The 25,808-nt window shown below is 48.5% G+C and carries 20 protein-coding genes; 3 read left to right on the forward strand and 17 right to left on the reverse strand.

Annotated features, from left to right (window positions below; translation table 11 throughout):
* Positions 1-30: 30 nt before the first annotated feature.
* From ACQCV8_RS03280 to ACQCV8_RS03295, 4 genes are all read right to left on the reverse strand, one after another.
* The gene (locus ACQCV8_RS03280) at positions 31-1,320 is read right to left on the reverse strand and encodes a UDP-N-acetylglucosamine 1-carboxyvinyltransferase (RefSeq protein ID WP_426843108.1); all 1,290 of its coding nucleotides are present in this window, start codon (positions 1,318-1,320) and stop codon (positions 31-33) included.
* A 264-nt stretch (positions 1,321-1,584) separates the two neighbouring features.
* On the reverse strand, positions 1,585-2,226 hold the full coding sequence (gene fsa / locus ACQCV8_RS03285; RefSeq protein ID WP_426843109.1) for a fructose-6-phosphate aldolase: 642 nt from the start codon (positions 2,224-2,226) through the stop codon (positions 1,585-1,587).
* 106 nt (positions 2,227-2,332) lie between these two features.
* The gene (locus ACQCV8_RS03290) at positions 2,333-3,190 is read right to left on the reverse strand and encodes a class II fructose-bisphosphate aldolase (RefSeq protein WP_426843110.1); all 858 of its coding nucleotides are present in this window, start codon (positions 3,188-3,190) and stop codon (positions 2,333-2,335) included.
* 185 nt (positions 3,191-3,375) lie between these two features.
* A complete protein-coding gene (locus ACQCV8_RS03295; RefSeq protein ID WP_426843111.1) occupies positions 3,376-3,753 on the reverse strand; it encodes a response regulator in 378 nt (125 codons plus the stop codon).
* Positions 3,754-3,916: 163 nt separating this feature from the next.
* Here ACQCV8_RS03295 and ACQCV8_RS03300 point away from each other — a divergent pair, with 163 nt between their 5' ends.
* Positions 3,917-4,453 (forward strand): DUF2529 domain-containing protein, encoded by a 537-nt coding sequence (locus ACQCV8_RS03300; RefSeq protein WP_426843112.1) that lies wholly within the window; start codon positions 3,917-3,919, stop codon positions 4,451-4,453.
* Positions 4,454-4,916: 463 nt separating this feature from the next.
* Here ACQCV8_RS03300 and ACQCV8_RS03305 read toward each other — a convergent pair whose 3' ends face one another.
* The 9 genes from ACQCV8_RS03305 to ACQCV8_RS03345 all read right to left on the reverse strand — a co-directional run bounded on the left by ACQCV8_RS03305 (position 4,917) and on the right by ACQCV8_RS03345 (position 18,248).
* Positions 4,917-6,524, reverse strand: a complete 1,608-nt coding sequence (locus ACQCV8_RS03305) for a CTP synthase (protein ID WP_426843113.1) — start codon at positions 6,522-6,524, stop codon at positions 4,917-4,919.
* Positions 6,525-6,819: 295 nt separating this feature from the next.
* A complete protein-coding gene (gene rpoE, locus ACQCV8_RS03310; RefSeq protein WP_426843114.1) occupies positions 6,820-7,359 on the reverse strand; it encodes a DNA-directed RNA polymerase subunit delta in 540 nt (179 codons plus the stop codon).
* A 336-nt stretch (positions 7,360-7,695) separates the two neighbouring features.
* The gene (icmF, locus tag ACQCV8_RS03315) at positions 7,696-10,944 is read right to left on the reverse strand and encodes a fused isobutyryl-CoA mutase/GTPase IcmF (RefSeq protein ID WP_426843115.1); all 3,249 of its coding nucleotides are present in this window, start codon (positions 10,942-10,944) and stop codon (positions 7,696-7,698) included.
* Positions 10,945-10,994: 50 nt separating this feature from the next.
* Positions 10,995-11,630 (reverse strand): TetR family transcriptional regulator, encoded by a 636-nt coding sequence (locus tag ACQCV8_RS03320; protein ID WP_426843116.1) that lies wholly within the window; start codon positions 11,628-11,630, stop codon positions 10,995-10,997.
* A gap of 24 nt (positions 11,631-11,654) precedes the next feature.
* The gene (locus tag ACQCV8_RS03325) at positions 11,655-12,794 is read right to left on the reverse strand and encodes an acyl-CoA dehydrogenase (RefSeq protein ID WP_426843117.1); all 1,140 of its coding nucleotides are present in this window, start codon (positions 12,792-12,794) and stop codon (positions 11,655-11,657) included.
* A gap of 18 nt (positions 12,795-12,812) precedes the next feature.
* Positions 12,813-13,949: an acyl-CoA dehydrogenase gene (locus tag ACQCV8_RS03330; RefSeq protein WP_426843118.1), complete on the reverse strand. Its 1,137-nt coding sequence runs from the start codon at positions 13,947-13,949 to the stop codon at positions 12,813-12,815.
* Positions 13,950-13,967: 18 nt separating this feature from the next.
* Positions 13,968-14,819 (reverse strand): 3-hydroxybutyryl-CoA dehydrogenase, encoded by an 852-nt coding sequence (locus ACQCV8_RS03335; protein ID WP_426843119.1) that lies wholly within the window; start codon positions 14,817-14,819, stop codon positions 13,968-13,970.
* Between the two features lie 25 nt (positions 14,820-14,844).
* A complete protein-coding gene (locus ACQCV8_RS03340) occupies positions 14,845-16,023 on the reverse strand; it encodes an acetyl-CoA C-acetyltransferase (RefSeq protein WP_426843120.1) in 1,179 nt (392 codons plus the stop codon).
* A 113-nt stretch (positions 16,024-16,136) separates the two neighbouring features.
* A complete protein-coding gene (locus ACQCV8_RS03345; protein WP_426843121.1) occupies positions 16,137-18,248 on the reverse strand; it encodes a heterodisulfide reductase-related iron-sulfur binding cluster in 2,112 nt (703 codons plus the stop codon).
* Between the two features lie 206 nt (positions 18,249-18,454).
* Between ACQCV8_RS03345 and cls the strand changes: the two genes are divergently transcribed.
* Both cls and uvsE read left to right on the forward strand, forming a co-directional pair.
* On the forward strand, positions 18,455-19,651 hold the full coding sequence (cls, locus tag ACQCV8_RS03350) for a cardiolipin synthase (RefSeq protein ID WP_426843122.1): 1,197 nt from the start codon (positions 18,455-18,457) through the stop codon (positions 19,649-19,651).
* 31 nt (positions 19,652-19,682) lie between these two features.
* Positions 19,683-20,642: a UV DNA damage repair endonuclease UvsE gene (uvsE, locus tag ACQCV8_RS03355; protein WP_426843123.1), complete on the forward strand. Its 960-nt coding sequence runs from the start codon at positions 19,683-19,685 to the stop codon at positions 20,640-20,642.
* 990 nt (positions 20,643-21,632) lie between these two features.
* Here uvsE and argS read toward each other — a convergent pair.
* The 4 genes from argS to speE form a co-directional block, all read right to left on the reverse strand.
* A complete protein-coding gene (argS, locus tag ACQCV8_RS03360; protein WP_426843124.1) occupies positions 21,633-23,303 on the reverse strand; it encodes an arginine--tRNA ligase in 1,671 nt (556 codons plus the stop codon).
* On the reverse strand, positions 23,300-23,731 hold the full coding sequence (locus tag ACQCV8_RS03365) for a DUF1934 domain-containing protein (RefSeq protein WP_426843125.1): 432 nt from the start codon (positions 23,729-23,731) through the stop codon (positions 23,300-23,302). The genes argS and ACQCV8_RS03365 overlap by 4 nt, the downstream gene beginning before the upstream one ends.
* A gap of 161 nt (positions 23,732-23,892) precedes the next feature.
* Positions 23,893-24,774: an agmatinase gene (speB, locus tag ACQCV8_RS03370; RefSeq protein ID WP_426843126.1), complete on the reverse strand. Its 882-nt coding sequence runs from the start codon at positions 24,772-24,774 to the stop codon at positions 23,893-23,895.
* Between the two features lie 63 nt (positions 24,775-24,837).
* On the reverse strand, positions 24,838-25,668 hold the full coding sequence (gene speE, locus ACQCV8_RS03375; RefSeq protein ID WP_426843127.1) for a spermidine synthase: 831 nt from the start codon (positions 25,666-25,668) through the stop codon (positions 24,838-24,840).
* Positions 25,669-25,808: the final 140 nt, after the last annotated feature.

Here is a 25,808-nt window from a genome sequence, read left to right on the forward strand (position 1 = left end):
AAGAAAAGCGGGATAAACATTGAACCTCAATTATGAATTTTGAATTTGTTCGATTTCTTGGTCGGTTAATTTTTCCCGCCAGATAGACGCTCCCATATTTGTCAGCTTTTCTTCAAGCTGGCTGTAGCCCCGGTCTATATGCTCAAGACCTGTCACTTCCGTCACTCCGTCAGCCATGAGGCCTGCAGTTACAAGTGCAGCCCCTGCCCGAAGATCGCTTGCTTTCACCTTCGCACCCTGCAGCTGGCTTTTGCCGGCTACTATGGCCGAGCGGCCTTCCACTTTGATGGAGGCTCCCATGCGCCGGAGTTCATCAATGTGCTTAAAGCGGGCTGAGTAGATGGTATCAGTGACGACGCTTGTCCCATTCGCCTTCGTTAAAAACGAAGTGAACGGCTGCTGGAGGTCGGTCGGGAAGCCAGGGTAGACGAGTGTTTTTACGTCAACCGGCTTTAATTCCTTCTGTCCGCCGACTATCCAGATCTGATCATTGCTCGTTTCGATATGAACGCCTGTTTCCCTGAGTTTGGCAATGAGAGATTCCATATGAAGCGGAATCACATTATCCACAAGCATTTCCTTCCCGGCAGCCGCACCGATGATCATATACGTACCGGCTTCAATCCGGTCGGGAATAATCGTGTGGCGGCACCCATGGAGGTTTTCGACTCCGTCGATCCGGATGACATCTGTTCCTGCTCCTTTGATTCTGGCGCCCATACTGGTAAGCAGGGTGGCCACATCAACGATTTCAGGTTCTTTTGCCGCATTTTCAATAATGGTTCTTCCTTTAGCCAAAACAGCAGCTAGCATAATATTAATGGTCGCTCCTACACTGACTACATCTAAATAAATACGGGCTCCCCTCAGCTCTTCTGCACGCAGGTAAATCGCACCCTGCTCATTGGTCACCTGTGCGCCCAGAGCCTCAAATCCCTTTATGTGCTGGTCAATCGGACGCGGTCCAAGATGGCACCCTCCCGGAAGGCCGATGACCGCTTTTTTGAAGCGGCCAAGCATCGCTCCCATCAAGTAGTAGGAAGCTCTTAATTTTTTTACCTTCCCGTTCGGCAAAGGCATTGAAATCATATTTTCCGGCTGGACATGCATTTCACCGTTATGAAAATCGACTTTTCCTCCGACTTCCTCAAGCAAATCCTTTAAAATATGCACGTCTGATATATCGGGTAAACCTTCAATAATGACGGGTGATTCTGCAAGGATTGCAGCAGGAATCAGTGCCACAGCGCTGTTCTTCGCGCCGCTGATTGTAACAGATCCCTTTAGCAGATCGCCGCCTGCAATATTTAACTTTTCCATGGTGGTCTCCTTCCTCGGAAGCTGACATGTAACGCTGCTCTTTTCAACAAATTCTCCATAAAACCGACAGAACATACGCTGTATATGAAAATTAACATGCGTGATATTCGCAAGGCTGAAATAAGCCTGACTCCATTGTAAAATAAATCCCATTGAAGCTCAAATAGAGGGCAGCAAACACACAGCTTTTTCATTCTCCACAGACGCTTAAATGGCAAGCTGAAAGCTTGCCATTTATCTCTGTCTATTCACGTTCCTATTATTCTATGAACGGCTGTTCCAGTCAGCGAGGAATTTTTCAATTCCCTGATCTGTCAGCGGATGCTTAAACAGCTGATGGATGACCTTAAGCGGAAGCGTTGCAATGTGCGCCCCGTTCAAGGCTGCTTCTGTCACATGCATCGGGTGGCGGATGGAGGCGGCGATAATTTCTGCGTCCAATCCGTGAAGGTCAAAAATCTCAGAAATAGAGGCAATTAAATCCATGCCGTTCTGACCGATATCATCCAGTCTTCCAAGGAATGGTGAAACGTAAGTGGCTCCTGCACGGGCAGCGAGAAGCGCCTGGTTCGCGCTGAAAATAAGCGTTACATTTGTTTTAATGCCGAGCTCCGAAAACTCTTTGACCGCTTTTAAGCCATCCGTTGTCATCGGAACCTTTACCGTAATATTTGGAGCGATTTTAGCTAATTCTTTGCCTTCTTCAATCATTTCTTCGGCTTTTAAAGAAATGACTTCTGCACTTACCGACCCTTTAACTATGTCCGTAATTTCTCTTAGTCGATCATGAAAGGAGATATTCTCTTTGGCTACTAAACTCGGGTTTGTGGTGACGCCCGCAAGGATGCCCATGCTTTCGGCTTCTTTGATTTCTTCAAGGTTTGCTGTATCAATGAAAAATTTCATTTTTTCCCCGCTCCCTTATAAAAATCTGAAAACTGAATCTTGTTATCGCTTACTTTCATCACCTTTGAAAACCGTCTTGCATAAGACGGTTTTCAAATTGTGCGGATTAAGCTCTGTTGGAAGAACCGAATTCGCGCATTTTTCCTTGAACCGTTTCTTTAATCGCATCGCGTGCAGGTCCAAGATATTTACGTGGATCGTACTCTTCAGGCTTCGCAGCAAGAACTTCACGAACCGTTCTTGCAGATGAAATCTGGTTCTCTGTGTTTACGTTGATTTTTGCTGTTCCGTAAGAGATCGCTTTTTGGATATCGTGAGTCGGGATCCCTGTTCCGCCGTGAAGCACAAGTGGAACTCCGGTAGCTGCGCCGATTTCTTCCATCTCTTTGAAGCCAAGGTTAGGCTCGCCTTTGTAAGGGCCGTGAACGGAACCAAGAGCTGGAGCAAGCGTATCAATTCCAGTACGCTCAACAAGCTCCTGGCACTCTTTTGGATCAGCGTAGATTACGCCTTCAGCGATTACGTCATCTTCCTGTCCGCCAACTGTTCCAAGCTCAGCTTCTACCGATACGCCGTGGAAGTGGGCAAGCTCAACTACTTTTGAAGTTGTAGCGATGTTCTCTTCGAACGGGTGGTGGGAAGCATCGATCATAACAGATGTAAAACCTGCGTGGATTGCTTTTGCACAAGACTCAAAGCTTGAACCGTGATCAAGATGAATGGCGACCGGTACAGTTGTTTTGTATTCATCCATAAGTGCTTTTACAAGCGCAACAACGGTTTTGAAGCCGCCCATGTAGCGTGCCGCACCTTCAGATACACCTAGAATTACCGGTGATTTTTCTTCTTCTGCCGCTTGAAGAATCGCTTGAGTGAACTCAAGGTTATTCAAGTTAAATTGACCAACAGCGTAGCCTTCGCTTTTGGCTTTTTGAAGCATTTCTGTCATTGATACTAAAGGCATCTCGAATAGTCCTCCTTATATAGCCTGATTTTGCTAAACCCGAAAAGCTTATCAAATCCAGCTTGACCAGAAAAATTCCTGTATATGTAACTAAGAAATGGATGCATAGCTTTTCTCAAACAATAGCATACCAATAACAAGAAAAATCGGCAACTTTTCAATACAAGTCGAAAAATTCTAACAGTTTATCCGTTTGAGCGGATAGGAAGATGCTTTTTGACTGCGGCGCGGATCTCATCAATGTCGAATGGTTTTGCAAAATGGGTAAGCGCCCCAAGGTCTTTCGCCTCCTGAATCATATCCAGTTCTCCATAGGCTGTCATGATGATCACCCGGATATTCGGTTCCACAAGCTTCATTCTTTTCAGGATTTCAATTCCATCCATTCCAGGAATTTTCATATCAAGCAAAACAAGGTCCGGAGGGGTTTGCTCCAGAATTTCAAGCGCTTGGAATCCGCTTGCCGCCTGGTACGTATCATAGCCTTCTTTTTGAAAGACTTCGTTTAAAAGAATCCGGATTCCGTACTGATCATCAACAATTAAAATTTTTTCTCCTGCCATTTCTGCACCTCTTCACGTTTTATCCTTTTAGACCTATGATACTAATTCTTTTTGGATGGTCAATTTCCTGCCTGATATTGGACAATGTTAAACTTTTTGTCTTTTGCCGGAGGATTCCGTATAATTCCTGTGGAAAGCAATCGGAACGTGAAGGAGTTTTTGCATGCTAAAAATATTTACTACCCAGCTTTCCGGTCAATTTCAGCGGATCCAAAGCCAGGAGGAATTTTCAATAGAAGATGGCGGAAGGCTTCTTGCACAGGGCTGTGCAGGAGACGGAACCATCTACATTCATGGCTTTGGCGAGCTTTCGGGAATTGTTGCGGAAGCGGTTGACAGCCTCGAGCCCTTCCCAAACGCAAAGCCTCTTTTTGAGGAAAAAGGCAGCATGGCATCTGTCCTGCCGGCTGACAGGGTGCTTATTTTTACCCGCTTCGCGTCAGATGAGGAGGCTGTGCAGCTAGCGGAGGCCCTTCAAAAGGATGGAATTCCTGTTGTGGCAGTATCTGCGGTTGACGGCGAAAACAAACTGGCTGCCGCTGCAGATATCCATATTGATTCCAAGCTGAAAAAACCGATGATCCCTGCCGAAGACGGAAGCCGCTACGGTTTTCCCGCCATCATGACCGGACTTTATGTTTATTACGCTTTGCGGTTTACGGTGGAAGAAATACTGAGTGAATACAGGGAGGAAATCTAGGCAGCGGTACTCGCTGATGCTGATGCCGGGATGATAGAACGGTGCTGCTTGCTATGCGGGCAGATGCCTGGTGCCTCCGACCCTCGTAAAGATTAGGCAGCGGGGTCGGAGGCAGACACCTCTCCCCCTTACTCTCCCAGCGCTTTTGCGGGATAGGGGACGGAGCGAGACAAGTAGACATAATAAGGGACGGAGGCAGCCTCCGTCCCCTTTTTTCTGCCTGTTCAGGGACGGAGACGCGGCCTCGCAATCTCTTGTCATGCTTGGCTTCAATCAGAGTGGGGCCGGAGGTTTAGCGCTTTAGCAGAGCAGGGGACGGAGGCAAAGGCTGGTTGCCTATGCGCCGCCCTGTCCAGCGGGGCCAGCTGGTTTGACAGCAAAAGTTTGCACAGCAAAAAGTGCTCAGAGCATGGCTCTTGAGCACTTTTTGAGGCACCGCAGGGGATTGTCCCTGCCTGCCGTTTTACAATTTTTCGGATGCTTTTAATGAAGCCTGGATGAAGTCGCGGAAAAGCGGCTGCGGTCTGGTCGGCCTGGATGTAAATTCAGGGTGGAACTGAGAAGCTACGAACCATGGGTGATCCTTGAGCTCGATAATTTCCACTAATCTTCCGTCAGGGCTCGTACCTGAGAAGATGAATCCGGATTCTTCCATCGCCTGACGGTATTCGTTGTTGAATTCATAACGGTGGCGGTGGCGCTCATACACTACTTCATCGGCATAAGCTTCCATCGCTTTTGATCCTTCGGTAAGTTTGCATGGATAGATTCCAAGACGGAGAGTTCCGCCAAGGTCTTCTACATCTTTTTGCTCAGGAAGCAAATCGATGACTGCATGCGGAGTCAATGGATCAATTTCTGCAGAGTGCGCTCCTTCAAGACCGAGTACATTTCTTGCATATTCAATGGAGGCTACTTGCATTCCCAAGCAGATTCCAAGGAACGGCACGCGGTTTTCACGGGCAAATTTCGTTGCGGCAATTTTGCCTTCGACACCACGGTCTCCGAATCCGCCCGGAACAAGAATTCCATCAGCATGAGCGAGTAGGCTGCTCACGTTCTCATCCGTTACTTCTTCTGCATTGATCCAATCAATGCTGATGTCTGCATCAAACGCATAGCCTGCATGGCGGAGTGCTTCCACTACAGAGATATACGCATCCTGAAGCTCTACATATTTCCCGACGAGCGCAATGCGGGTCGTTTTGGAAAGGTTCGTCACGCGGTGGACAAGCTCTTTCCATTCTTCCATATTTGGCTCAGGGCAATCAAGCTTCAGATGATCGCAAGTAATGGTGTCGAGTTTCTGGTCCTGAAGGGCGAGCGGAATGGAGTAAAGTGTATCTGCATCGCGGCACTCAATAACAGCTTTCGCATCGATATCGCAGAATAGGGCTATTTTATCCTTCATATCCTGAGAAATCGGCATTTCTGTCCGGGCTACAATGACATTCGGCTGGATTCCAAGGCTTCTAAGCTCTTTCACGCTATGCTGGGTAGGCTTTGTTTTCATTTCACCGGCAGCTTTAATGTAAGGCACAAGCGTACAGTGAATGTACATCACATTGTCGCGCCCGATATCGCTTTTGATCTGACGGATGGCTTCAAGGAAAGGCAGGGATTCAATATCTCCAACGGTTCCGCCGATTTCAGTAATCACGACATCCGCATTCGTTTCCTTGCCGGCACGGAACACTTTGTCTTTGATTTCGTTCGTAATATGGGGAATAACCTGAACGGTACCGCCAAGGTAGTCACCGCGGCGTTCCTTTTTCAATACGGTTGAATATACTTTTCCTGTTGTCACGTTGCTGTATTTATTCAGGTTGATATCGATGAAACGCTCATAGTGTCCAAGGTCAAGATCCGTTTCAGCGCCGTCACCGGTCACGAATACTTCACCGTGCTGATACGGGCTCATCGTTCCCGGATCCACGTTAATATAAGGATCAAATTTTTGAATGGTTACATTCAATCCTCTGTTTTTAAGCAGGCGGCCCAGTGATGCCGCCGTGATGCCTTTGCCGAGCGATGAGACAACACCGCCGGTCACGAAAATGTACTTTGTCATTTGATGGTCTTCCCCCTCGCGAGATGCAATCTTTGTATAATTTGTGCTAAACTCAGCCAATTTAGTAAAACAGCAGAGCTTTTCTGCAGCACGGATTCAATGAAGCTTGTTTCTTTGCTTCCTTATGGCAGGAAGCTTTAAATATGGAAATATATGTGTATGCTTCCTGAAAAAATAAGAAAGCCCCCTTCCAATTGCTCAGAAGGGAGCTGATATTATTCATCATCATTCAAGCACTTTAAAAGAGCCCAAATAAAATATTACCTAGTTCAATGTCGAAAGTCAAGATGATTTGTTAATCCTTTTCTTCCTCATCTTCATCCAGGTCCTCTTCGTCCTCATCATCAAGATCTTCGTCCATCAATTCATCGAGATCCTCTTCATCCGCATCATCATCGGTATCATCGGTATCCGCTTCTTCTGCGTCATCTTCCACGTAATCGTCGAGATCGTCGAAATCAAGATCCTCTTCTTCTTCCTCTTCAAAATCATCCGCTTCGAAATCATCCACAACAGCTGCTGCTTTCTTTTTCTTTGTTTTCTTTGCTTTGGGCGCAACGGTCATTTCTTCCTCGAGCGTATCAACCGGGTACCAATTACGAAGACCCCAGCGGTTATCGCCAACTGCAATAAAACGGCCGTCAATATTCAAATCCGTATAGAATTGAGCAATTTTCTCCTCGACCTGCTCGTTTGTTAAACCAAGCATTTTTGTCAGTTCCTTCATCAATTCATGAAAATCAATGGGCTGTTTTTTTTCTGCCATTAACTCACGGGCAACTTCAATCAATGCCATTTCTTTTATTTCTTCTGCAGAGTATTGAGCTAAACTCAAAGTAAGGCACTCCCTTTCCTATTCGTACAAGCTTTATTTTAAGCGCTGACGGTGCAGACATGATCGTCCGGACCCTCCCGCCTTTATGTAAATCCGTTTTACACATAAAATCATATCTTTCATTATAAACAAATTCTAGCACTTTATGCTAGCGTATTCGTAAATTAAAGGTCTACTGAAGCTGCCTGTACGGAGCCGCATCCCTATGAAAATCAGAAGGCCGCCTGGAACTGTTGTTCAGCAAGAACTGAAACGAAGAAGTTTCCCGCGGATTTTGTTCCGGCTGACAGAGTCCTTAAAAAGCCAGGCAGCGCTCCTGCACTGCCTGACTGATCCTTACATATTTCTCCGGTATTGCCCGCCTGCTTCATAGAGAGCAGAGGTAATCTGCCCAAGGCTTGCATATTGAACCGTGTTCATTAGTTCGCTGAAAAGGTTGCCGTTTGCTCTCGCTGTCTGCTGGAGTTTTTCAAGGGCTGCAGCCGCTTCCTTTTCATGCTTCTTTTGAAAGGCTTGAAGATTTCGAATCTGTGTTTCTTTTTCTTCTTTGGATGCACGGGCAATTTCCATGTTATCCAAATCTTCTTCGGAAGGCGGGTTTGGATTCAGGTATGTGTTGACTCCGATGATCGGCAGGTCGCCGTTGTGCTTTTTCATTTCATAGTGCATGGATTCATCCTGAATCTTGCCCCGCTGATACTGGGTTTCCATTGCACCGAGTACCCCTCCGCGTTCATTGATGCTGTCAAATTCATCTAAAACGGCCGCTTCAACCAGATCTGTCAGTTCCTCAATGATGAATGATCCCTGCAGCGGGTTTTCATTTTTCGTTAATCCATGCTCTTTTGTGATAATCATCTGAATGGCCATTGCCCTGCGCACCGATTCCTCGGTAGGTGTTGTAATCGCCTCGTCATAAGCATTCGTATGAAGCGAGTTGCAGTTATCATGGAGAGCCATCAGCGCCTGAAGCGTGGTCCGGATATCATTAAAATCAATTTCCTGCGCGTGCAGGGATCTTCCGGAGGTCTGAACATGGTATTTCAATTTTTGGCTTCGTTCATTGGCTCCGTATTTATCCCTCATGACGGTTGCCCAGATCCTTCTTGCCACACGTCCGATTACCGTGTATTCGGGATCAAGGCCGTTGCTGAAAAAGAAGGAAAGGTTTGGTGCGAAATCATCAATGTTCATACCTCTGCTCAAATAGTATTCTACGTAAGTGAAGCCGTTCGAAAGCGTGAATGCAAGCTGGGAGATCGGGTTGGCCCCAGCTTCCGCTATGTGGTAGCCGGAAATGGAAACGGAATAATAGTTTCTTACCCTCTGACTGATGAAATATTCCTGGATATCCCCCATCAGCTTTAATGCAAATTCAGTCGAGAAAATGCACGTGTTCTGCCCCTGATCTTCTTTTAAAATATCTGCCTGCACCGTACCTCGGACCGTTTGCAGCGTATAGGCTTTTGTTTCTTCTTTTTCTGCTTCGCTTAATTCGCGTCCGAGCTCCTCTTTCTTCCGGTCGAGCTGCTGCTGGATCGCGGTATTCATAAACATGGCGAGAATTATCGGCGCCGGACCATTGATCGTCATGGAAACAGACGTGGAAGGCGCACACAAATCAAAGCCGGCATACAGCTTTTTCATATCGTCAAGCGTGCATATGCTGACACCGCTTTCTCCGACTTTCCCATAAATATCAGGACGGTGGGCCGGGTCTTCTCCGTACAGGGTCACAGAGTCGAACGCCGTGCTGAGGCGCTTCGCAGAATCATCCTTTGACAGGTAGTGAAAGCGGCGGTTTGTGCGCTCCGGTGTTCCCTCCCCGGCAAACTGCCTTTTCGGGTCTTCCCCCTCACGCTTGAATGGAAATACTCCAGCCGTGTATGGGAAGGATCCAGGTACATTTTCCCTGTAGATCCAGCGCAAAATATCTCCGGCATCTTTAAACGACGGGAGGGAAATCTTCGGAATTGCCAACCCTGATAAAGAGACGGTTTTCAATTTTGTGATAAGCTCCCGGTCCCGGACCTTTGTGACAAACTGGTCGGCCTGGTATTTTTCCTTTAATGATTCCCAGCTTTCCAGATGATGTCTGGATTCCTTCGTCAGCTCCTCCAAGGCATGGTTTTTCAGCTCCTGCAATGTAGATGCGGCATCTGATTTGCTTTCAGGGAGAAGCTCAAGGACCCCGTCCAGCTGATAGATTTTTGTCGCGATTTTTGCTTGCTGCACGGCCTTTTTATGATAGCTTCGAACGGTCTCGCTGATTTCGCGAAGGTAATAGCGCCTGTCACTTGGTATGATGACATTTTGCTTTTTAACGTCTGTTACCGTTTCAAGAGAAGAACTCCATTCTTTTCCTGTTTTTTCACGAATGGTTTGCAGGAGTGCCTGGAAGAGGGTATTTGTTCCGGGATCATTGAACTGGCTTGCAATTGTGCCGTAAACCGGCATTTCGTCGAGGTCCTGTTCGAAAAGGGTGCGGCTCCGCTGGTATTGCTTTTGAACCTGCCGCTTCGCATCCTCTGACCCTTTGCGCTCAAATTTATTGATGACAATGAGATCGGCATAATCGATCATATCGATTTTTTCCAGCTGGGTCGGAGCACCGAACTCACTCGTCATTACATATAAGGACAGGTCACAGATTTCGGTAATTCCTGCGTCCCCCTGGCCGATTCCGCTTGTTTCCACTACGACCAGGTCATAGCCCGCTGCCTTTACAACAGAAATCGCATCCTGAATGGCCAGTGAAAGCTCGGATTTTGACTGCCTCGTGGCAAGACTTCTCATATAAACTCTCGGATTAAAAATGGCATTCATGCGAATCCGGTCCCCGAGAAGGGCCCCGCCTGTTTTTTGCTTCGTAGGGTCAACAGAAAGAATGGCAATCTTCACTTCCGGAATTTCATTCATAAAACGGCGGATTAATTCATCCGTTAATGAGCTCTTTCCCGCTCCACCCGTTCCGGTGATCCCGATAACAGGCGCAGCGGATTCCGACCTATGCAATTCCTCGATCACCTGCTCCAGCGCAGCCGCTGCTTCATCCTTCTGTCCAGCCCTCGTCTCCGCAAGCGTAATCAGCTTTGCAACAGCCGTAACACTGCCTTGCTTCAGCTCATCAAGCTCCCCGGAAAGCTTTGAAAAGGTTGGAAAATCACATTCCTCGAGCATCTGATTGATCATGCCCTGCAGTCCGTTTTTCCGGCCATCCTCCGGTGAGAAAATCCTTGCAATGCCATATTCGTGCAATTCTTTTATTTCCCGAGGAATAATGACACCGCCTCCGCCTCCATAGATTCGGATGTGGGGGGCCCCTTTTTCCTTCAGCAAGTCGAGCATGTATTTAAAATATTCTACGTGTCCGCCCTGATAGGAAGAGATGGCAATACCCTGGGCGTCTTCCTGAATCGCGGCATTCACGACCTCTTCCACAGACCGGTTATGGCCGAGATGAATGACTTCGGCTCCGCTTCCCTGCAAAATTCTCCGCATAATGTTGATCGAGGCGTCATGGCCGTCAAATAAACTTGAAGCTGTTACAAAACGTACCGCATGCTTTGGCTTATAAATAGACATGTTCCGTTTTCCCCCTTGTTTCACCGCCCATCCCCATGTGCGGCGATTGTCTATTCCGGCTGCTCATGAAGCCGGTTAATGCCGGTTAAAATGAGAGAGGTTTGTGAGGAAATGTATTCTTCAATGGTACAAAGCTTTTGAAGCGCCCATCTCCGGAATGCCCACATCTGCCCCTGGACGAAAATGTTATGGGCCAGCAGCTTTTTTTCGCTCTCACTCAGCTTAAAGGCGTCGTTTTTCATGCAGTTCTCTATCACATTCTCAAACATTCCGACCATTTCCACTTCCTTTTGGAGGACATAGGGCAGCGCATCCTTTGAGAGCGACTTTGCCTCCTGATACATCACCAGCACTTCATCCTGCATGTCATCGATGACCCGAAAATAGTTGGCGATCGCACTTTCAAGCCCTTCGATCGTTCCATGCTTCGGATTAATGTCTTTTTCCAGCCTGCTTCTTACCTCGTCATAAATCGTGTCGCACACAAGGTAAAGGACATCCTCTTTCTGGCGGATGTATTCATAGAGCGTGCCGATGCTGAAGCCTGCCGCTTTTGCTATTTCACGGGTGGTCGTGCGGTGAAAGCCTTTTTGTTTAAAAAGACTCACCGCTCCTTTGATCATTTGATCCCGCCTTTTTTTTATCAGCCGCTCATCCTTTACGGAAGCCGGTACCTCTCTTCTCATACGATCGGCCCCTTTTTGCCCGCATTATTTTGTAAGCATTCTGGAGATAACCAGTCGCTGAATCTCCTGGGTTCCTTCATAGATCTGAGTGATTTTCGCATCGCGCATATAACGCTCCACCGGATAATCCTTCGTGTAGCCGTAGCCTCCGAACACTTGCACCGCTTCAGTCGTAACCCTCATTGCAGCGTCTCCGGCAAAAAGCTTAGACATCGCGGATTCTTTCCCGTATGGCAGCCCTTCCGATTCAAGCCATGCCGCCTGGTACGTTAACAGCCGGGCGGCTTCAACGCTCGTGCCCATATCGGCGAGCTTAAAGCCGATTCCCTGCTGGGCGGCAATCGGCTTCCCGAATTGCTGGCGCTCTTTCGCATAGGCTACTGATGCATCCAGCGCCCCCTGGGCTATTCCGACAGCCTGAGCAGCAATTCCGTTTCTTCCGCCATCCAGCGTCATCATGGCGATTTTAAAGCCCTCTCCTTCTTCTCCGAGCATGTTCTCTTTAGGAATGCGGCAATCCTCAAAGATGATTTCTGTTGTCGGCGAGGAACGGATGCCAAGTTTCTTTTCTTTTTTCCCGACAGAAAATCCCGGATAGCTGCTTTCTACGATAAAGGCTGTGGTGCCTTTATGCTTCCGGGTGGCATCGGTGACTGCGAAAACGATGTAAATATCAGCAATCCCGCCGTTTGTAATAAAGATTTTTGAGCCATTCAGGATATAATGATCTCCATCAAGCTTGGCATAGGTTTTCATTCCGCCGGCGTCAGACCCGGAACCCGGCTCGGTAAGTCCGTACGCTCCGATCTTTTCTCCCAGTGCCATTGGCTTTAAGTATTTCTGCTTCTGCTCTTCATTGCCGAATTTATAGACAGGCCATCCGGCTAGGGAGGTGTGGGCGGAAAGCGTAACCCCTGTTGATGCACATACACGGGACAGCTCTTCAACTGCAATTACGTAAGCAAGATAATCGCTTCCGATACCGCCGTATTCCTCCGGCCATGGAATTCCCGTCAAGCCAAGCCCGGCCATTTTATCAAAAAGCTCTCTGTCAAAACGTTCTTCTTCATCCCGTTCTGCTGCGGTCGGCTCCACTTCGTTTTTAGCGAAATCCCTGACCATTCTGCGGATCATCTCATGTTCTTCCGAAAGTTTAAATTGCATCTGTCCCATCCCCCGTTTTCAATTTGTCATATGTTTGGAAATAACCATCCGCTGAATCTCACTTGTTCCCTCATAAATTTCGCAAATCTTCGCATCCCGGAAATACCGCTCCACCGGATAATCCTTTGTATAGCCGTAGCCTCCGAATACCTGAATCGCTTCCGTGCTCACTTCCATTGCTGTTTTAGAGGCAAACAGCTTTGCCATGGAAGCTTCCTTTCCGCAGGAGATTCCATTTTGGCGCATCGATGCTGCCTGATAGATTAAGAGCTTTGATGCTTCCACATTTGTTGCCATATCGGCGAGTTTAAAGCCAATTCCCTGCTGGCGGGAGATCGGCTTTCCAAATTGATGGCGCAGGCCCGCATAGCTGACCGACTGTTCAAGAGCCGCTTCGGCAATTCCGAGCGATTGAGCGGCGATTCCAATCCGTCCGACATCAAGGTTTCCCATCGCGATTTTAAAGCCGTGCCCTTCCTCTCCAAGCAGATTTACGGCTGGAACGTGACAGTCTTCAAGTGTGATCTGGACGGTGCGCGACCCGTTCAGCCCCATTTTGTGCTCATCCTTGCCGATCACGAAGCCTTTCGTGTCCTTTTCAACGATAAATGCCGAAATGCCTTTGCTGCCTGCGGCCGGACTTGTCGTGGCGAAAACGATGTAAACATCCGCTTCTCCACCATTTGTAATAAACACCTTGGAGCCATTCAGCACGTAGTGATCTCCTTTGAGAACGGCCTTTGTCTTCAGGCTTGCCGCATCTGAACCTGCTCCCGGCTCGGTGAGGCAGAATGCCCCAAGATACTCTCCTGACGCAAGCTTCGGCACATAGTGATTTTTCTGTTGTTCGCTTCCGAAATAAAGAATCGGGTTCGTTCCGACTGATGTGTGGACGGATAAAATAACGCCGATGGTGGCGCTGACTTTTGACAGCTCATGAATGGCGATGATATAAGAGGTAAAATCCATTCCCGCTCCCCCGAACTCTTCAGGGATCGGGATGCCCATAAAACCGAGTCCGCCCATTTTTTTGAGAATCTCCCTTGGAAACTCCCCCTGCTCCATCCGTTCAACAAACGGCTCGATTTCCGTCCTGGCAAAGTCCTGAACCATTCTCCTCATCATGTATTGCTCTTCTGTAAATTGAAGATTCACCGTTCATCCCCCTTGTGCTTAGGCGTACTCGTAAAAGCCTCTGCCAGTTTTTTTGCCCAGCCATCCCGCTTTTACATATTTCCGCAGCAGCGGACACGGACGGTATTTGTCATCACCGAAGCCTTCATGCAGCGTTTCCATAATGTACAGGCATGTATCCAGTCCAATAAAATCAGCGAGTGTCAGCGGCCCCATCGGATGGTTCATCCCAAGCTTCATCACTTCATCAATCGCCTCAGGGCCGGCGACACCCTCATACAGGGTAAAGATCGCTTCATTGATCATCGGCATCAAAATCCGGTTTGAGACGAAGCCGGGGAAATCCTTTACTTCAACCGGCACCTTCTGGAGATTGCGGGTCATTTCCTCAACCGCTTCATATACCGCATCCTCTGTCGCCAGGCCGCGGATGATCTCGACGAGCTTCATGACGGGTACCGGGTTCATAAAGTGCATCCCGATCACTTTTCCCGGACGATTTGTCGCCGCTGCAATCTCCGTGATCGGCAGCGATGACGTATTGGTTGCTAAAATGGCTTGAGGTCCGGCATGTTTATCAAGCTGGGTGAAAATGGACTTTTTGATCTCCATATTTTCTACCGCTGCTTCAATGATCAGTTCTGCTTCTCCAGCCTTTTGGATCTCCAGTGAAGGCTCAATCCGTCCCATGACGTGTTCCTTTTCTGCAGGCGCCAGTCTTTCTTTGTCCACCTGCCGCTGCAGGTTTTTAGAAATTGAAGCAAGACCGCGTTCCAAAAACTCTTCTTTTACATCCTGCAATATGACGCGAAAGCCGGCCATTGCACAAACCTGGGCAATTCCTGAGCCCATTTGGCCTGCACCGATTACCATAATGGTTTGAATAGTCATGTCCCATCCCCCTGAACTTATTGTTTTACACTTCGATCATGATGGCATCGCCCTGGCCGCCGCCGCTGCAAATGGCGGCAATCCCAATCCCGCCGCCCCTTCTTTTCAGCTCATGGATGAGGGTAAGCAGAATGCGGGCTCCGCTGGCGCCGATTGGATGGCCCAACGCGACTGCTCCGCCGTTTACGTTTACTTTTTCCGGGTCAAGGCCTGCAAGCTGATTGCTTGCAAGTGCTACAGCTGCAAAGGCTTCATTGATTTCAAATAAATCTACGTCCGCTGGTGTCTTCCCTGTTTTCCTAAGCAATTCGCTGATGACGAGCCCCGGTGTTTTCGGAAAATCCTTCGCTTCCAGCGCTATCGCTGAGTGGGCAAGGATGGCTGCCAGCGGTGCTTTCCCTTCTTTTTCGGCCCGTTCCCCGCTCATCAGCACAAACGCCGCCGCCCCGTCGTTTACGCCAGGCGCATTGCCTGCCGTTATCGTTCCGGTCTGGCCAAAAACCGGTTTAAGGGCCGCAAGTCTTTCCAGGGATGTATCGGGCCTGGGTGCTTCATCTTTATCCACGATGACAGGATCTCCTTTGCGCTGCGGAACATGTACCGGCACGATTTCCTCACTGAAAACACCTTTATTGGCCGCTGCTGATGCACGCTGGTGACTCCGCAAAGCCCACTCATCCTGTGCTTCTCTCGTAATCTCCAAATCCAGGGCGGTTGAGTTTCCATAGGTGCCCATATGGACTCCTTCAAAGCTGCAGGTCAGTCCGTCATGAACCATCATATCCTTAACCGGAGAATCTCCCATGCGCACGCCCCATCTTGCTTTCGGCATGATATAAGGAGCATTGGACATGGACTCCATTCCGCCGGCAACAATGACGTCCTCATCCCCTGCCCGGATAATCTGATCGGCCAGCGTAACACTTCTCAAACCGGAGGCACATACTTTGTTGATGGTTTCGGTTTTTACCTCCCATGGAATACCGGCGTAACGGGCTGCCTGCCGCGATGGAATCTGTCCCTGTCCTCCCTGCAGAACATTCCCAAGGATCACCTCTCCGACCTCATCCGGCTTGACACCGCTTCGTTTCAGCGCTTCTTTGACGGCAATTCCACCGAGCTCTGATGCTGTTAATGCCTGCAATGCCCCTCCAAATTTACCAAAGGGAGTACGTGCGCCTCCGACAATGACCGTTTTTCCCATTTTGCATTCCTCCTCTATTTATAGTAAACGCTTTCAAAAAACCGACTGAACGCTCGCTCAGTTTCCCCAAAAAGGGAGAGGCAGCAAATAAAATGCCGCCCTTTTCAGCCCTTTTATGCAATCTCCTTCTTGATGTCCCCGAAGACCGCTTTTTCAAGCAGCTCGGCCACATCATACGTCGATACCGTTTCTTCCACTTCCTTAGCCTTGGTGCCGTCACTAAGCATCGTCAGGCAGTACGGACAGCCTGAGCTGATGACCGTTGGGTTCACGGCGAGAGCCTGTTCGGTCCTAGCTACGTTAATCCGGGTTCCTGTGTCCTCTTCCATCCACATTAAGCCCCCGCCTGCGCCACAGCACATGCCTGACTCACGGTTGCGGGCCATTTCAATGAGCTTGACGCCAGGTATGGCTTTTAACAGATCCCTTGGCGGATCGTACACTTCATTGTAGCGGCCCAGATAGCAGGAATCATGAAAGGTAATGGTCTCATTTACTTCATGGGAAGGCTTGAGCCTTCCTTCTTTTACAAGCTGGGCAAGCAGCTCTGTGTGATGAAAAACCTCAGCCTTGAGTCCGAAATCCGGATACTCATTTTTGAAAATGTTATAGGCGTGAGGATCAATCGTTACGATTTTCGTCACTCCGATTTTCTCAAATTCATCGATGTTTTTCGCTGCAAGCTCCTGGAACAGGAACTCATTCCCCAGGCGCCGCGGCGTATCTCCAGAATTTTTCTCCTTGTTGCCGAGAATGGCGAACTTCACGCCTGCCTCATTCATCAGCTTAGCAAAGGAGAGAGCGATTTTTTGGCTGCGGCTGTCAAACGAGCCCATGGAACCGACCCAGAACAAGTACTCAAACTCTTCATCCTTCTTCTGAAGCTCCTTCACCGTAGGAACCTGGACGTCCTCTCTTGCCTCGCGCCACATTTCGCGTTCTTTCCGGTTTAATCCCCAAGGATTCCCCTGGCGTTCAATGTTGGTCATGGCGCGCTGCGCATCCGCATCAAGCTTGCCCTCGGTCAGAACGAGGTAGCGGCGCAAATCGATGATTTTATCAACATGCTCATTCATAACCGGACACTGATCTTCGCAGTTCCTGCAGGTAGTACATGCCCAGATTTCTTCCTCTGTAATGACTTCGCCAATAAGGCTTGGATTGTAGGCGGAGGCAGCAGCGGCTTCCCGGGAAGCCTGGCCTGCAGAAGACATTGCCAGCTGGTTTCCCTGCGTATTGGCAAAAGCGAAGGCCGGGACCCATGGGGTTTGGGAGGTAACCGCTGCTCCCTTATCAGTCAGGTGATCCCTTAACCGCAAAATCAGATCCATCGGTGACAGCATTTTGCCGGTCCCTGTCGCCGGGCACATATTTGTGCATCTTCCACACTCCACACACGCATATAAATCGATCAGCTGCGACTGGCGGAAATCTTCTATTTTCCCAACCCCGAACGATTCCTGGGATTCATCCTCAAAATCAATTTTATCCAGCTTTGCAGGCGGCCCGATTCTTGAAAAGAAGGTGTTTGCCGGACCTGCAATCAAGTGGGCATGCTTTGATTGCGGAACATACACAAGGAACGTTAGCAAAATCAGCAGATGCACCCACCACGATACATAAAACACTGCAATCGAAGCGGTTTCATTCATAAATCCAAGAATATATGCGAGGGATGAGGCAATCGGTTCTGTCCACGTTAACTCATGGTTATGCCAGATAATCGCCATCGCATTTCCAAGCAGAACCGAAAGCATAAGCCCCCCGATAAAAATAAGAACAAGGCCCGCTTTAAAATTGCGCTTCAAACGGACAAGTTTTTCGATATACCTTCTATAGAACGCCCATACTACAGCGATCAGAATGACAAACGTTACAATCTCCTGGAAAAAAGTGAACCCGGGATACAGCGGTCCAAGAGGCAGATGCTGCCCGGGTGCTATTCCTTTTATGATAAAGTCCACAGCTCCGAACTGGACAAGGATGAACCCGTAAAAGAACATCACATGGATGATTCCGCTTTTTTTATCCTTAAGCAGTTTTTTCTGGCCAAACACGTTAACCCAAATCCGGTCTAAACGTTCCTTCCATTTCCCGTCAAACTCTTCTTTTTTGCCCATGCGGATGTACGTGATCCGCGAGCGGATTAAATGAACAAACAGCGCAACAGCGTAAGCGGTTACAAGCAAGAAAGCCACCAAGTTGATCCACAGCAGTGTGCTCATTCTTTTTCCCCCTATCCCGTGTGTATGTGATTCTCCCTTAAGTGCGGAAAATTTTTAAAACAAACAAATATTCTGAAATCATCCCTACACTCATCATAAATATGAATGAGCATTCAGTCAATCCTTTTCTCCCATTCTTTTTTCATAAATTTCCTTGTCTCGTCCATCATAAGGGTACACCCTTATTGGAAAGAAGGAACCTCTCGATGGTCTTTTTCATTCTCATACTTCTTCTGCTTTTGATCACCGTTTGGATGCGAATTGATTTCTCCCTCGGGTACAGCAGGCACGTCAGGAAGGCGGGGCTTCAAGCCTATCCGCTGCGCAAAGGCGGGCTGCATTTTTTTTCCGACGGCCAGGAATTTTACGCCGATTACTTTCAAGCGATCCGGCAGGCCTCCTCATCGATCTGCGCAAGCTTTTTTATTATCAAAAATGATGAAGAAATCAGTCAGACCTTTCTTAACCTGCTCGGGGAAAAGGCGCAGGAAGGAGTCCGTGTGTTTTTAATGATGGACCGGATCGGTGCAATAAAGGCGCCAAACAGACTTCTTAATAAAATAAGCAGCCAGGGGGTTGAAGTGATCTATTCCCATAAGCCGAAGTGGCCGTTTCTTTTTTTCACCATTCAGGCGAGAAATCACCGGAAGATCACAGTCATTGACCACCACATCGGATACCTTGGCGGGTACAACATCGGGAAGGAATACATCGGCAAAAACCCAAAGCTCGGTTATTGGCGCGATTACCATCTTAAAATTACCGGAGCCGGGATTCAGGATCTGGCCCAGCAATTTCGAAACGACTGGAGAAATGCAGGCGGAAGCTACATGGAACGGCCAAAAGCAGTGCCTGCCGGGAAAGGAGAAGCCGCCTACCGTTTCGTATCAAGCTACGGGAAGTCCTTGGATGATCAGTTCCTATCCTTTATTCATAAAGCTAAAAAAGAGCTGATCATCTGCACCCCATACTTCATTCCAGGCCAAAAACTGCACATTGAACTGCTTCAGGCTCTGGAAAGAGGGGTAAAAATTAAAATTGTTGTGCCTATGCGCTCTGATCACCTGCTCGTCAAGGAAGCCGCTTTTCCGTATTACGGCCCTCTTCTTAAGGCAGGTGCTGAAGTATACCGATTTTATCTGGGCTTTTACCATGCCAAAATCATTGTTTGCGATGATGATTTTTGTGACATTGGCACCGCAAACTTTGACAAGCGAAGCATGTACCTGAACGATGAAATGAATGCTCTGATCTATGACCGCGAATTTACTGCACAGGTCAAAACGAGCATCTTGAAAGACATAAGGAATTCAGAGCAGCTCCTATACGAAGATTATATGAAAAGACCGCTTTGGCAAAAAACAAAAGAAAAAGCCGCATCCGTCGTTTCATTATTTTTGTAATGCCCCGGGTGCGGCAGAAACGGAGAGAGTTATGAAATTACGGTTCGGCTATGTCTCAAATGCCCTTTCTCTTTGGGATTGTTCCCCCGCAAAAACGATGACCTATGCGAGGCATCAAAAGCTTGATGAAGGTGAACGGCTTGAAGCTCTTCGCCGGGTAACGAAGCAAAACCTGGAGCACACACTCCGAATTATCCATTACAATATTGCCCATGAAATCCACCTGTACCGGTTCTCATCAAGTCTCGTTCCCCTCGCCACCCATCCGGATGCCAGCTGGGACTTTATCAAACCGTTTCGGGATGAATTTCAGAAAATCGGTGACCTCGTAAAGGAAAACAGGATGCGCACCAGCTTTCATCCAAACCAGTTCACTTTATTTACAAGCGACCGGGCTGCCATTACGGAGAATTCAGTCAGAGACATGGAGTACCACTACGACATGCTCAAGGCTATGGGGCTTGAGCAGGAAGGATTGATCAACCTCCATGTCGGAGGCGCCTATGGGGACAAAAAAGCATCAGCCGAACGGTTTTTTGACAACATTCAATCCCTCTCCCCTGATGTTTATTCAAGAATGACACTGGAAAACGACGACAAAACCTACACAGCCGCAGAAACGCTGCAGGTTTGTGAAAAAGGGGACATCCCCCTCATGTTCGACTATCACCATTATCAGGCAAACAAGAACGAAGGAGAAGAACAGCTCGAAGACCTCCTCCCGCGCTTTTTCCAAACATGGAAGCGGGTCGGCCTCGCACCGAAAATACATATTTCCTCACCAAAAACCGAAAAGGAATACCGGAGCCACGCAGACTTCGCTGACCTTGAATTCATCATGCCGCTTTTGAAAATGCTAAAAGAATTTGATGTGGACGCAGATATGATGATCGAGGCGAAGCAAAAAGACTTAGCCTTATTCAAGCTGGTGGGAGAAATTGCGGGGATTCGCGGGGTGAAGCGTGTTGATGGCGGGAGTGTAGTTTGGTAGAGGTTAGTGTCCGGCCAGCCTCTTCGGGTGCGCAGGCACACCTGCAGTGCATGTCTTACATAATGGGCTGCCAGAGGTCCGGCTTGGATGGCGAGTTTCACAGTGGGGGGCTGCACAGTGGGGAGGGCTGCTCGGTAGAGGGCCGCACGGTGGAGGGCTGCTCGGTGGAGGGCTGCCTCCGTCCCCTGCCCTGCTAAAGGGATAAAGCTCCGGCACCTCTTCTGCCCGGCTCTGCTGTGGCAGGGGATTGCTGTGTTTGTGCTCCGTCCCCTTGTTTGCTGGAAAATGGGGGTCGGAGGAAACCTCCGTCACCGGCTCTGCTAAAGGGATAAAGCTCTGGCACCGCCTCTGCTCGGCTCTGCTGTGGCAAGGGATTGCTGTGTTTGTGCTCCGTCCCCTTGTTTGCGGGAAAATGGGGGTCGGAGGAAACCTCCGTCACCGGCTCTGCTAAGACTAAAGTTTCGGCACCGGGCAAGGCACCGCCCAACGACAAACACCAAACGCTAAAAGACGTTCCACCGAAAAATTTTACATCACATCATCTGAGCAGGTATACTGTTGGGTCTGTCCCCCGCCCTGCTAAAGCACTAAAGCTCCGACACCTGCTCTCTCAACCTTTTCGTATCAAGTCTTCCGGAGGGCAGGTCTCTGTCCCCACTTGCGGTGAAGCATGTGGGGACTGGCACCGCGCCTGTCCCCCGCTCTGCTAAAGCACTAAAGCTCCGGCACCACCTCTCAAACCCTTTGTGCCGCAACGGTTTGAAAGCCCCTTCCTCCTTCCCCCGCCGCTTTAAAGCGAAGCGGGCCAGGCACCGCCCAACGACTAACGACAAACCACAAACCACAAACACAAAACACAAAACACAAAACACAAAACACAAAACACAAAACACAAAACACAAAACACAAAACACAAAACACAAAACACAAAACACAAAACACAAAACACAAAAACCCCCTGTACCAAACCGATACAGGGGGTTCACGCACTTACATCTTCTCCGGAGCGGATACTCCGATCAGGGTAAGGGCGTTGTTCAGTGTTTGCTGTGTGGCTTTCATGAGGGCCAGGCGCGCTTTTGATTTTTCTTCGTTATCCGGGTCGAGCACTTTTTCTGCGTTGTAGAAGCTGTGCAGGGTGGATGCCAGTTCAAAGATGTAGTTGGTTACGCGGTGCGGAATCCGTTTTTGGGCCGCTTCGCCAACGACTGCCGGGAATTCGCCGAGTTTTTTCAGCAGTTCGATTTCTTTTTCGGAAAGGGCTCCGTCCAATAGATTTTCTTTTCCGCAGGACAGGCCTTGGTCCTCGCCTTGACGCAGCATGCTGCAGATTCGCGCATGGGCATATTGGGCGTAGTATACAGGGTTTTCGTTGGATTTGGATACGGCCAGGTCCATGTCGAAGTCCATGTGGGTATCTGCGCTTCTCATGGCAAAGAAGTAACGGACGGCGTCGAGGCCGACCTCTTCGGTTAGTTCGCGCATGGTGACGGCTTTGCCCGTCCGTTTGCTCATTTTCATTTTTTCTCCGTCTTTATACAGGTGGACGAGCTGGATGATTTCGACTTCCAATGTTTCCTTGCTGTAGCCAAGCGCTTCGATTGCCGCCTTCATCCGTGGAATGTATCCATGATGGTCGGCTCCCCATACATTGATCAGCTTTGTGAAGCCGCGGTCCAGCTTGTCTTTATGGTAGGCGATATCCGGCGTCAGATAGGTATAGGAACCGTCGTTTTTAATCAGGACGCGGTCTTTGTCATCGCCGAATGCGGTGGAACGGAACCAGGTTGCTCCCTCTTCCTCGAAAATATGGCCTTTTTCGCGAAGGGCTCCAAGGGCCTGATCGATTTTCCCGTTTTCGTACAAGGTGGATTCAGAGTACCAGACATCAAATGGAACGCGGAATTCGTCAAGGTCCTTTCTAAGCTTAGCCGTTTCGAATTCCAGCCCGTATTCCCGGAAAAACGAGAGGCGCTCATCACGATTCGCCGATACGAAGCGGTCGCCGTATTCAGCGGCAAGCTTTTGTCCGATTTCCTGAATGTCCTTCCCCTGATAGCCGTCTTCAGGCATGGGAAAATCATGTCCAAGTGCCTGATGGTAGCGCGCTTCAATGGAAAGGGAAAGGTTATTGATCTGATTTCCGGCATCGTTAATGTAATACTCTCTGGACACATCGTAGCCTGCTTTAGCAAGGATGCTGCACAGGGAGTCTCCTACAGCCGCGCCGCGGGCATGCCCGAGATGAAGCGTTCCGGTTGGATTGGCGGAAACAAATTCGACCTGCAGTTTCTCGCCGTTTCCGATATTTGTTTCTCCGTATTGCTCGCCAGCTTCGAGGATGGCGGGTACAAGACCGGTAAGATAGGAGTTGTCCATATAGAAATTAATAAAGCCGGGGCCTGCGATTTCAATTTTTTCGATTGAGGCTTTTTGCTTGTCAATATGGTTCACGATTTCGTCTGCAATGGCCCGGGGTGCTTTCTTTGCCACTCTTGCCAGCTGCATGGCCATGTTGGCAGAAAAATCACCATGGTTTTTGTCTTTTGGCACTTCAAGCACGACGTCCGGAATCTGGGATCCTTCTGCCAGGCCTGCCTTTTCGACTGAAGCCTTGATTTCTTCTTTCAGCCGTTCTTTCATCTGGTCGACAATGTTCATAACGAAGCCTCCTTAAAATTAATCAAAAGGGTATGAAGATGGGTTTGACCTTCTCCCATATGCAATTCATAATCGATCTCAAGCTTGCCTTCAGCTTTATCCTGGTTGACGACTTGGATGATTCTGGACGTATACGTTGTCATCTGAAGGGTTCCGAGAGGGGTTTTATAGTGTGTGAGCGTTTCTGAGTCTTTAATAAAACGCTGTTTCATGGATACGGCGCCCGACCTGAAAACGATGGTTTCTTCCGGTTTCATTTTGACGATGGTCTGAATGGTCCCGTATTCCTGTTCCTCGGTATAAGTCAAATATGGAACCGAATCCTTTATGTAAAAGCTGCCTTCCGAACGGAACTCGATGGTTTCCGTTTCTCCTTCATTTCTGATTCTAGAATGAATGTAGAGGCTTACCGGTGTCTGTTCCTTCATATAAGACACATCCTTCCGCTATAACTACAATAGTATAAAGATTCTTATCGGAAAGTTCAATAGTACACGGAATTTGGCATAAAAAAAAGGACTGTCCCCCATAAATCGCCAAAAGGCTCCTTATTCGGCCAGTCCTGCAGTTCTTTTTATACCTGAGTCGCTTACCCTTTAGACGGAACCCAGCCTAAAATCATTTCGCGGATCAGTTTGCTTGCGGTGTTGGCTGTCTGCTCGGAAGGATCATAAATCGGAGCCACCTCAACAAGGTCTGCACCGACAACATTCACTTCGGAACGGGCAATTTCATGAATGGAAGCAAGCAGTTCTTTTGATGTAATCCCGCCGGCATCGACTGTTCCTGTGCCAGGTGCATGCGCCGGGTCAAGGACGTCGATATCAATGGTTACGTATACCGGGCGGCCTGCAAGCTTTGGCAGGATTTCCTTCAGCGGCTCGAGCACTTCGAATTTGGAGATGTGCATGCCCGCTTCTTTTGCCCATTGGAATTCTTCCTTCATTCCAGAGCGGATGCCGAAAGAATACACGTTACCGGGTCCAATGTGTTCGGCAATTTTACGGATCGGTGTGGAATGGGAAAGCGGTTCGCCTTCGTATTCCTCGCGAAGATCGGTATGGGCATCCATATGGATGATGGCGAGGTCCGGATACTTTTTCGCAACAGCCTTCATGACCGGCCACGAAACGAGATGCTCCCCTCCCATGCCAAGGGGAAATTTCCCGGCTTCCATGAGCCCGTCAATGTATTCTTCAATCATATCGATGCTGCGCTGGGGATTCCCAAACGGAAGCGGGATGTCACCGGCGTCAAAGTATTTGACCTCTTCAAGCTCCCGGTCCAGGTAGGCACTGTATTCCTCAAGGCCGATGGACACTTCGCGGATCCGGGCCGGGCCGAATCTTGAGCCCGGACGGTAGCTCACTGTCCAGTCCATTGGCATGCCGTAAAGGACGGCCCTGCTCTCCTCATAGGATGGATGGCTTTTAATAAAAACATTCCCTGAATAAGCTTCATCAAATTTCATCTTTTTTCACCCTTCCATTCAGAAAGGGCGTTCAATTAAAAACGCCCTCCGGTTTATTTCTTCTTATTTTGTTAAGTCCTGTACAAACTTTGGAAGCACGAAGGCCGCTTTGTGCAGTTCTTTCGTGTAGTATTTTGTGTCAATTTCGTGGAAACGGTCCTCAGGCACTTCGAGAGGATTATGCTTTTTAGATCCGATCGTGAATGTCCACATTCCGCTTGGGTACGTTGGAATGTTTGCGATATAAAGGTTCGTAATCGGGAAGATTTCACGGACGTCACGCTGAACGTTGCGGATCAGTTCCTGTGCAAACCATGGGTTATCTGATTGAGCGACAAAGATTCCATCCTCTTTCAGCGCTTTGGAAATGCCGGCATAAAATCCTTTCGTGAAAAGGTTTACTGCAGGACCGACTGGCTCTGTGCTGTCTACCATAATGACATCGTATTCGTTTTCGCTTTCTGCGATATGAAGGAATCCGTCGCCTACTTTTACTTCGACACGGGGATCCTCCAGTTTTCCGGCAATTTCGGGCAAGTATTTCTTGGAGTACTCAATGACTTTGCCATCGATATCCACAAGTGTTGCTTTTTTTACACCCGGATGCTTTAGCACTTCACGGATAACACCGCCATCTCCTCCGCCGACAACTAAAATGTTCTCTGGATTCGGATGGGTGAACAATGGGACGTGAGCGATCATTTCGTGGTACACGAATTCGTCTTTTTGAGACGTCATGACCATTCCGTCCAATAAAAGCATGTTGCCGAACTCCTCTGTTTCCACCATATCGAGATTCTGGAATTCTGTTTGCTCTGTATGTAAAGTACGCTTAACTTTCATCGTGATTCCAAAGCCGTCTGTCTGCTTCTCTGTGTACCATAATTCGGACATGGATCAATCATCCTTTCTTCTTATACGTTTTAATTATGAGTCTCAGTTTATCGTACCCTAATGGTCTTAAACAAAACCCCGATTCAACCTCAAAAAAAGTATAGAGGAATCCAGCAAAATTGCAAGGAATTTTTCCGCAG

The organism is Metabacillus sp. 84 (genome assembly GCF_050107715.1).
Lineage (GTDB): Bacteria > Bacillota > Bacilli > Bacillales > Bacillaceae > Metabacillus_B.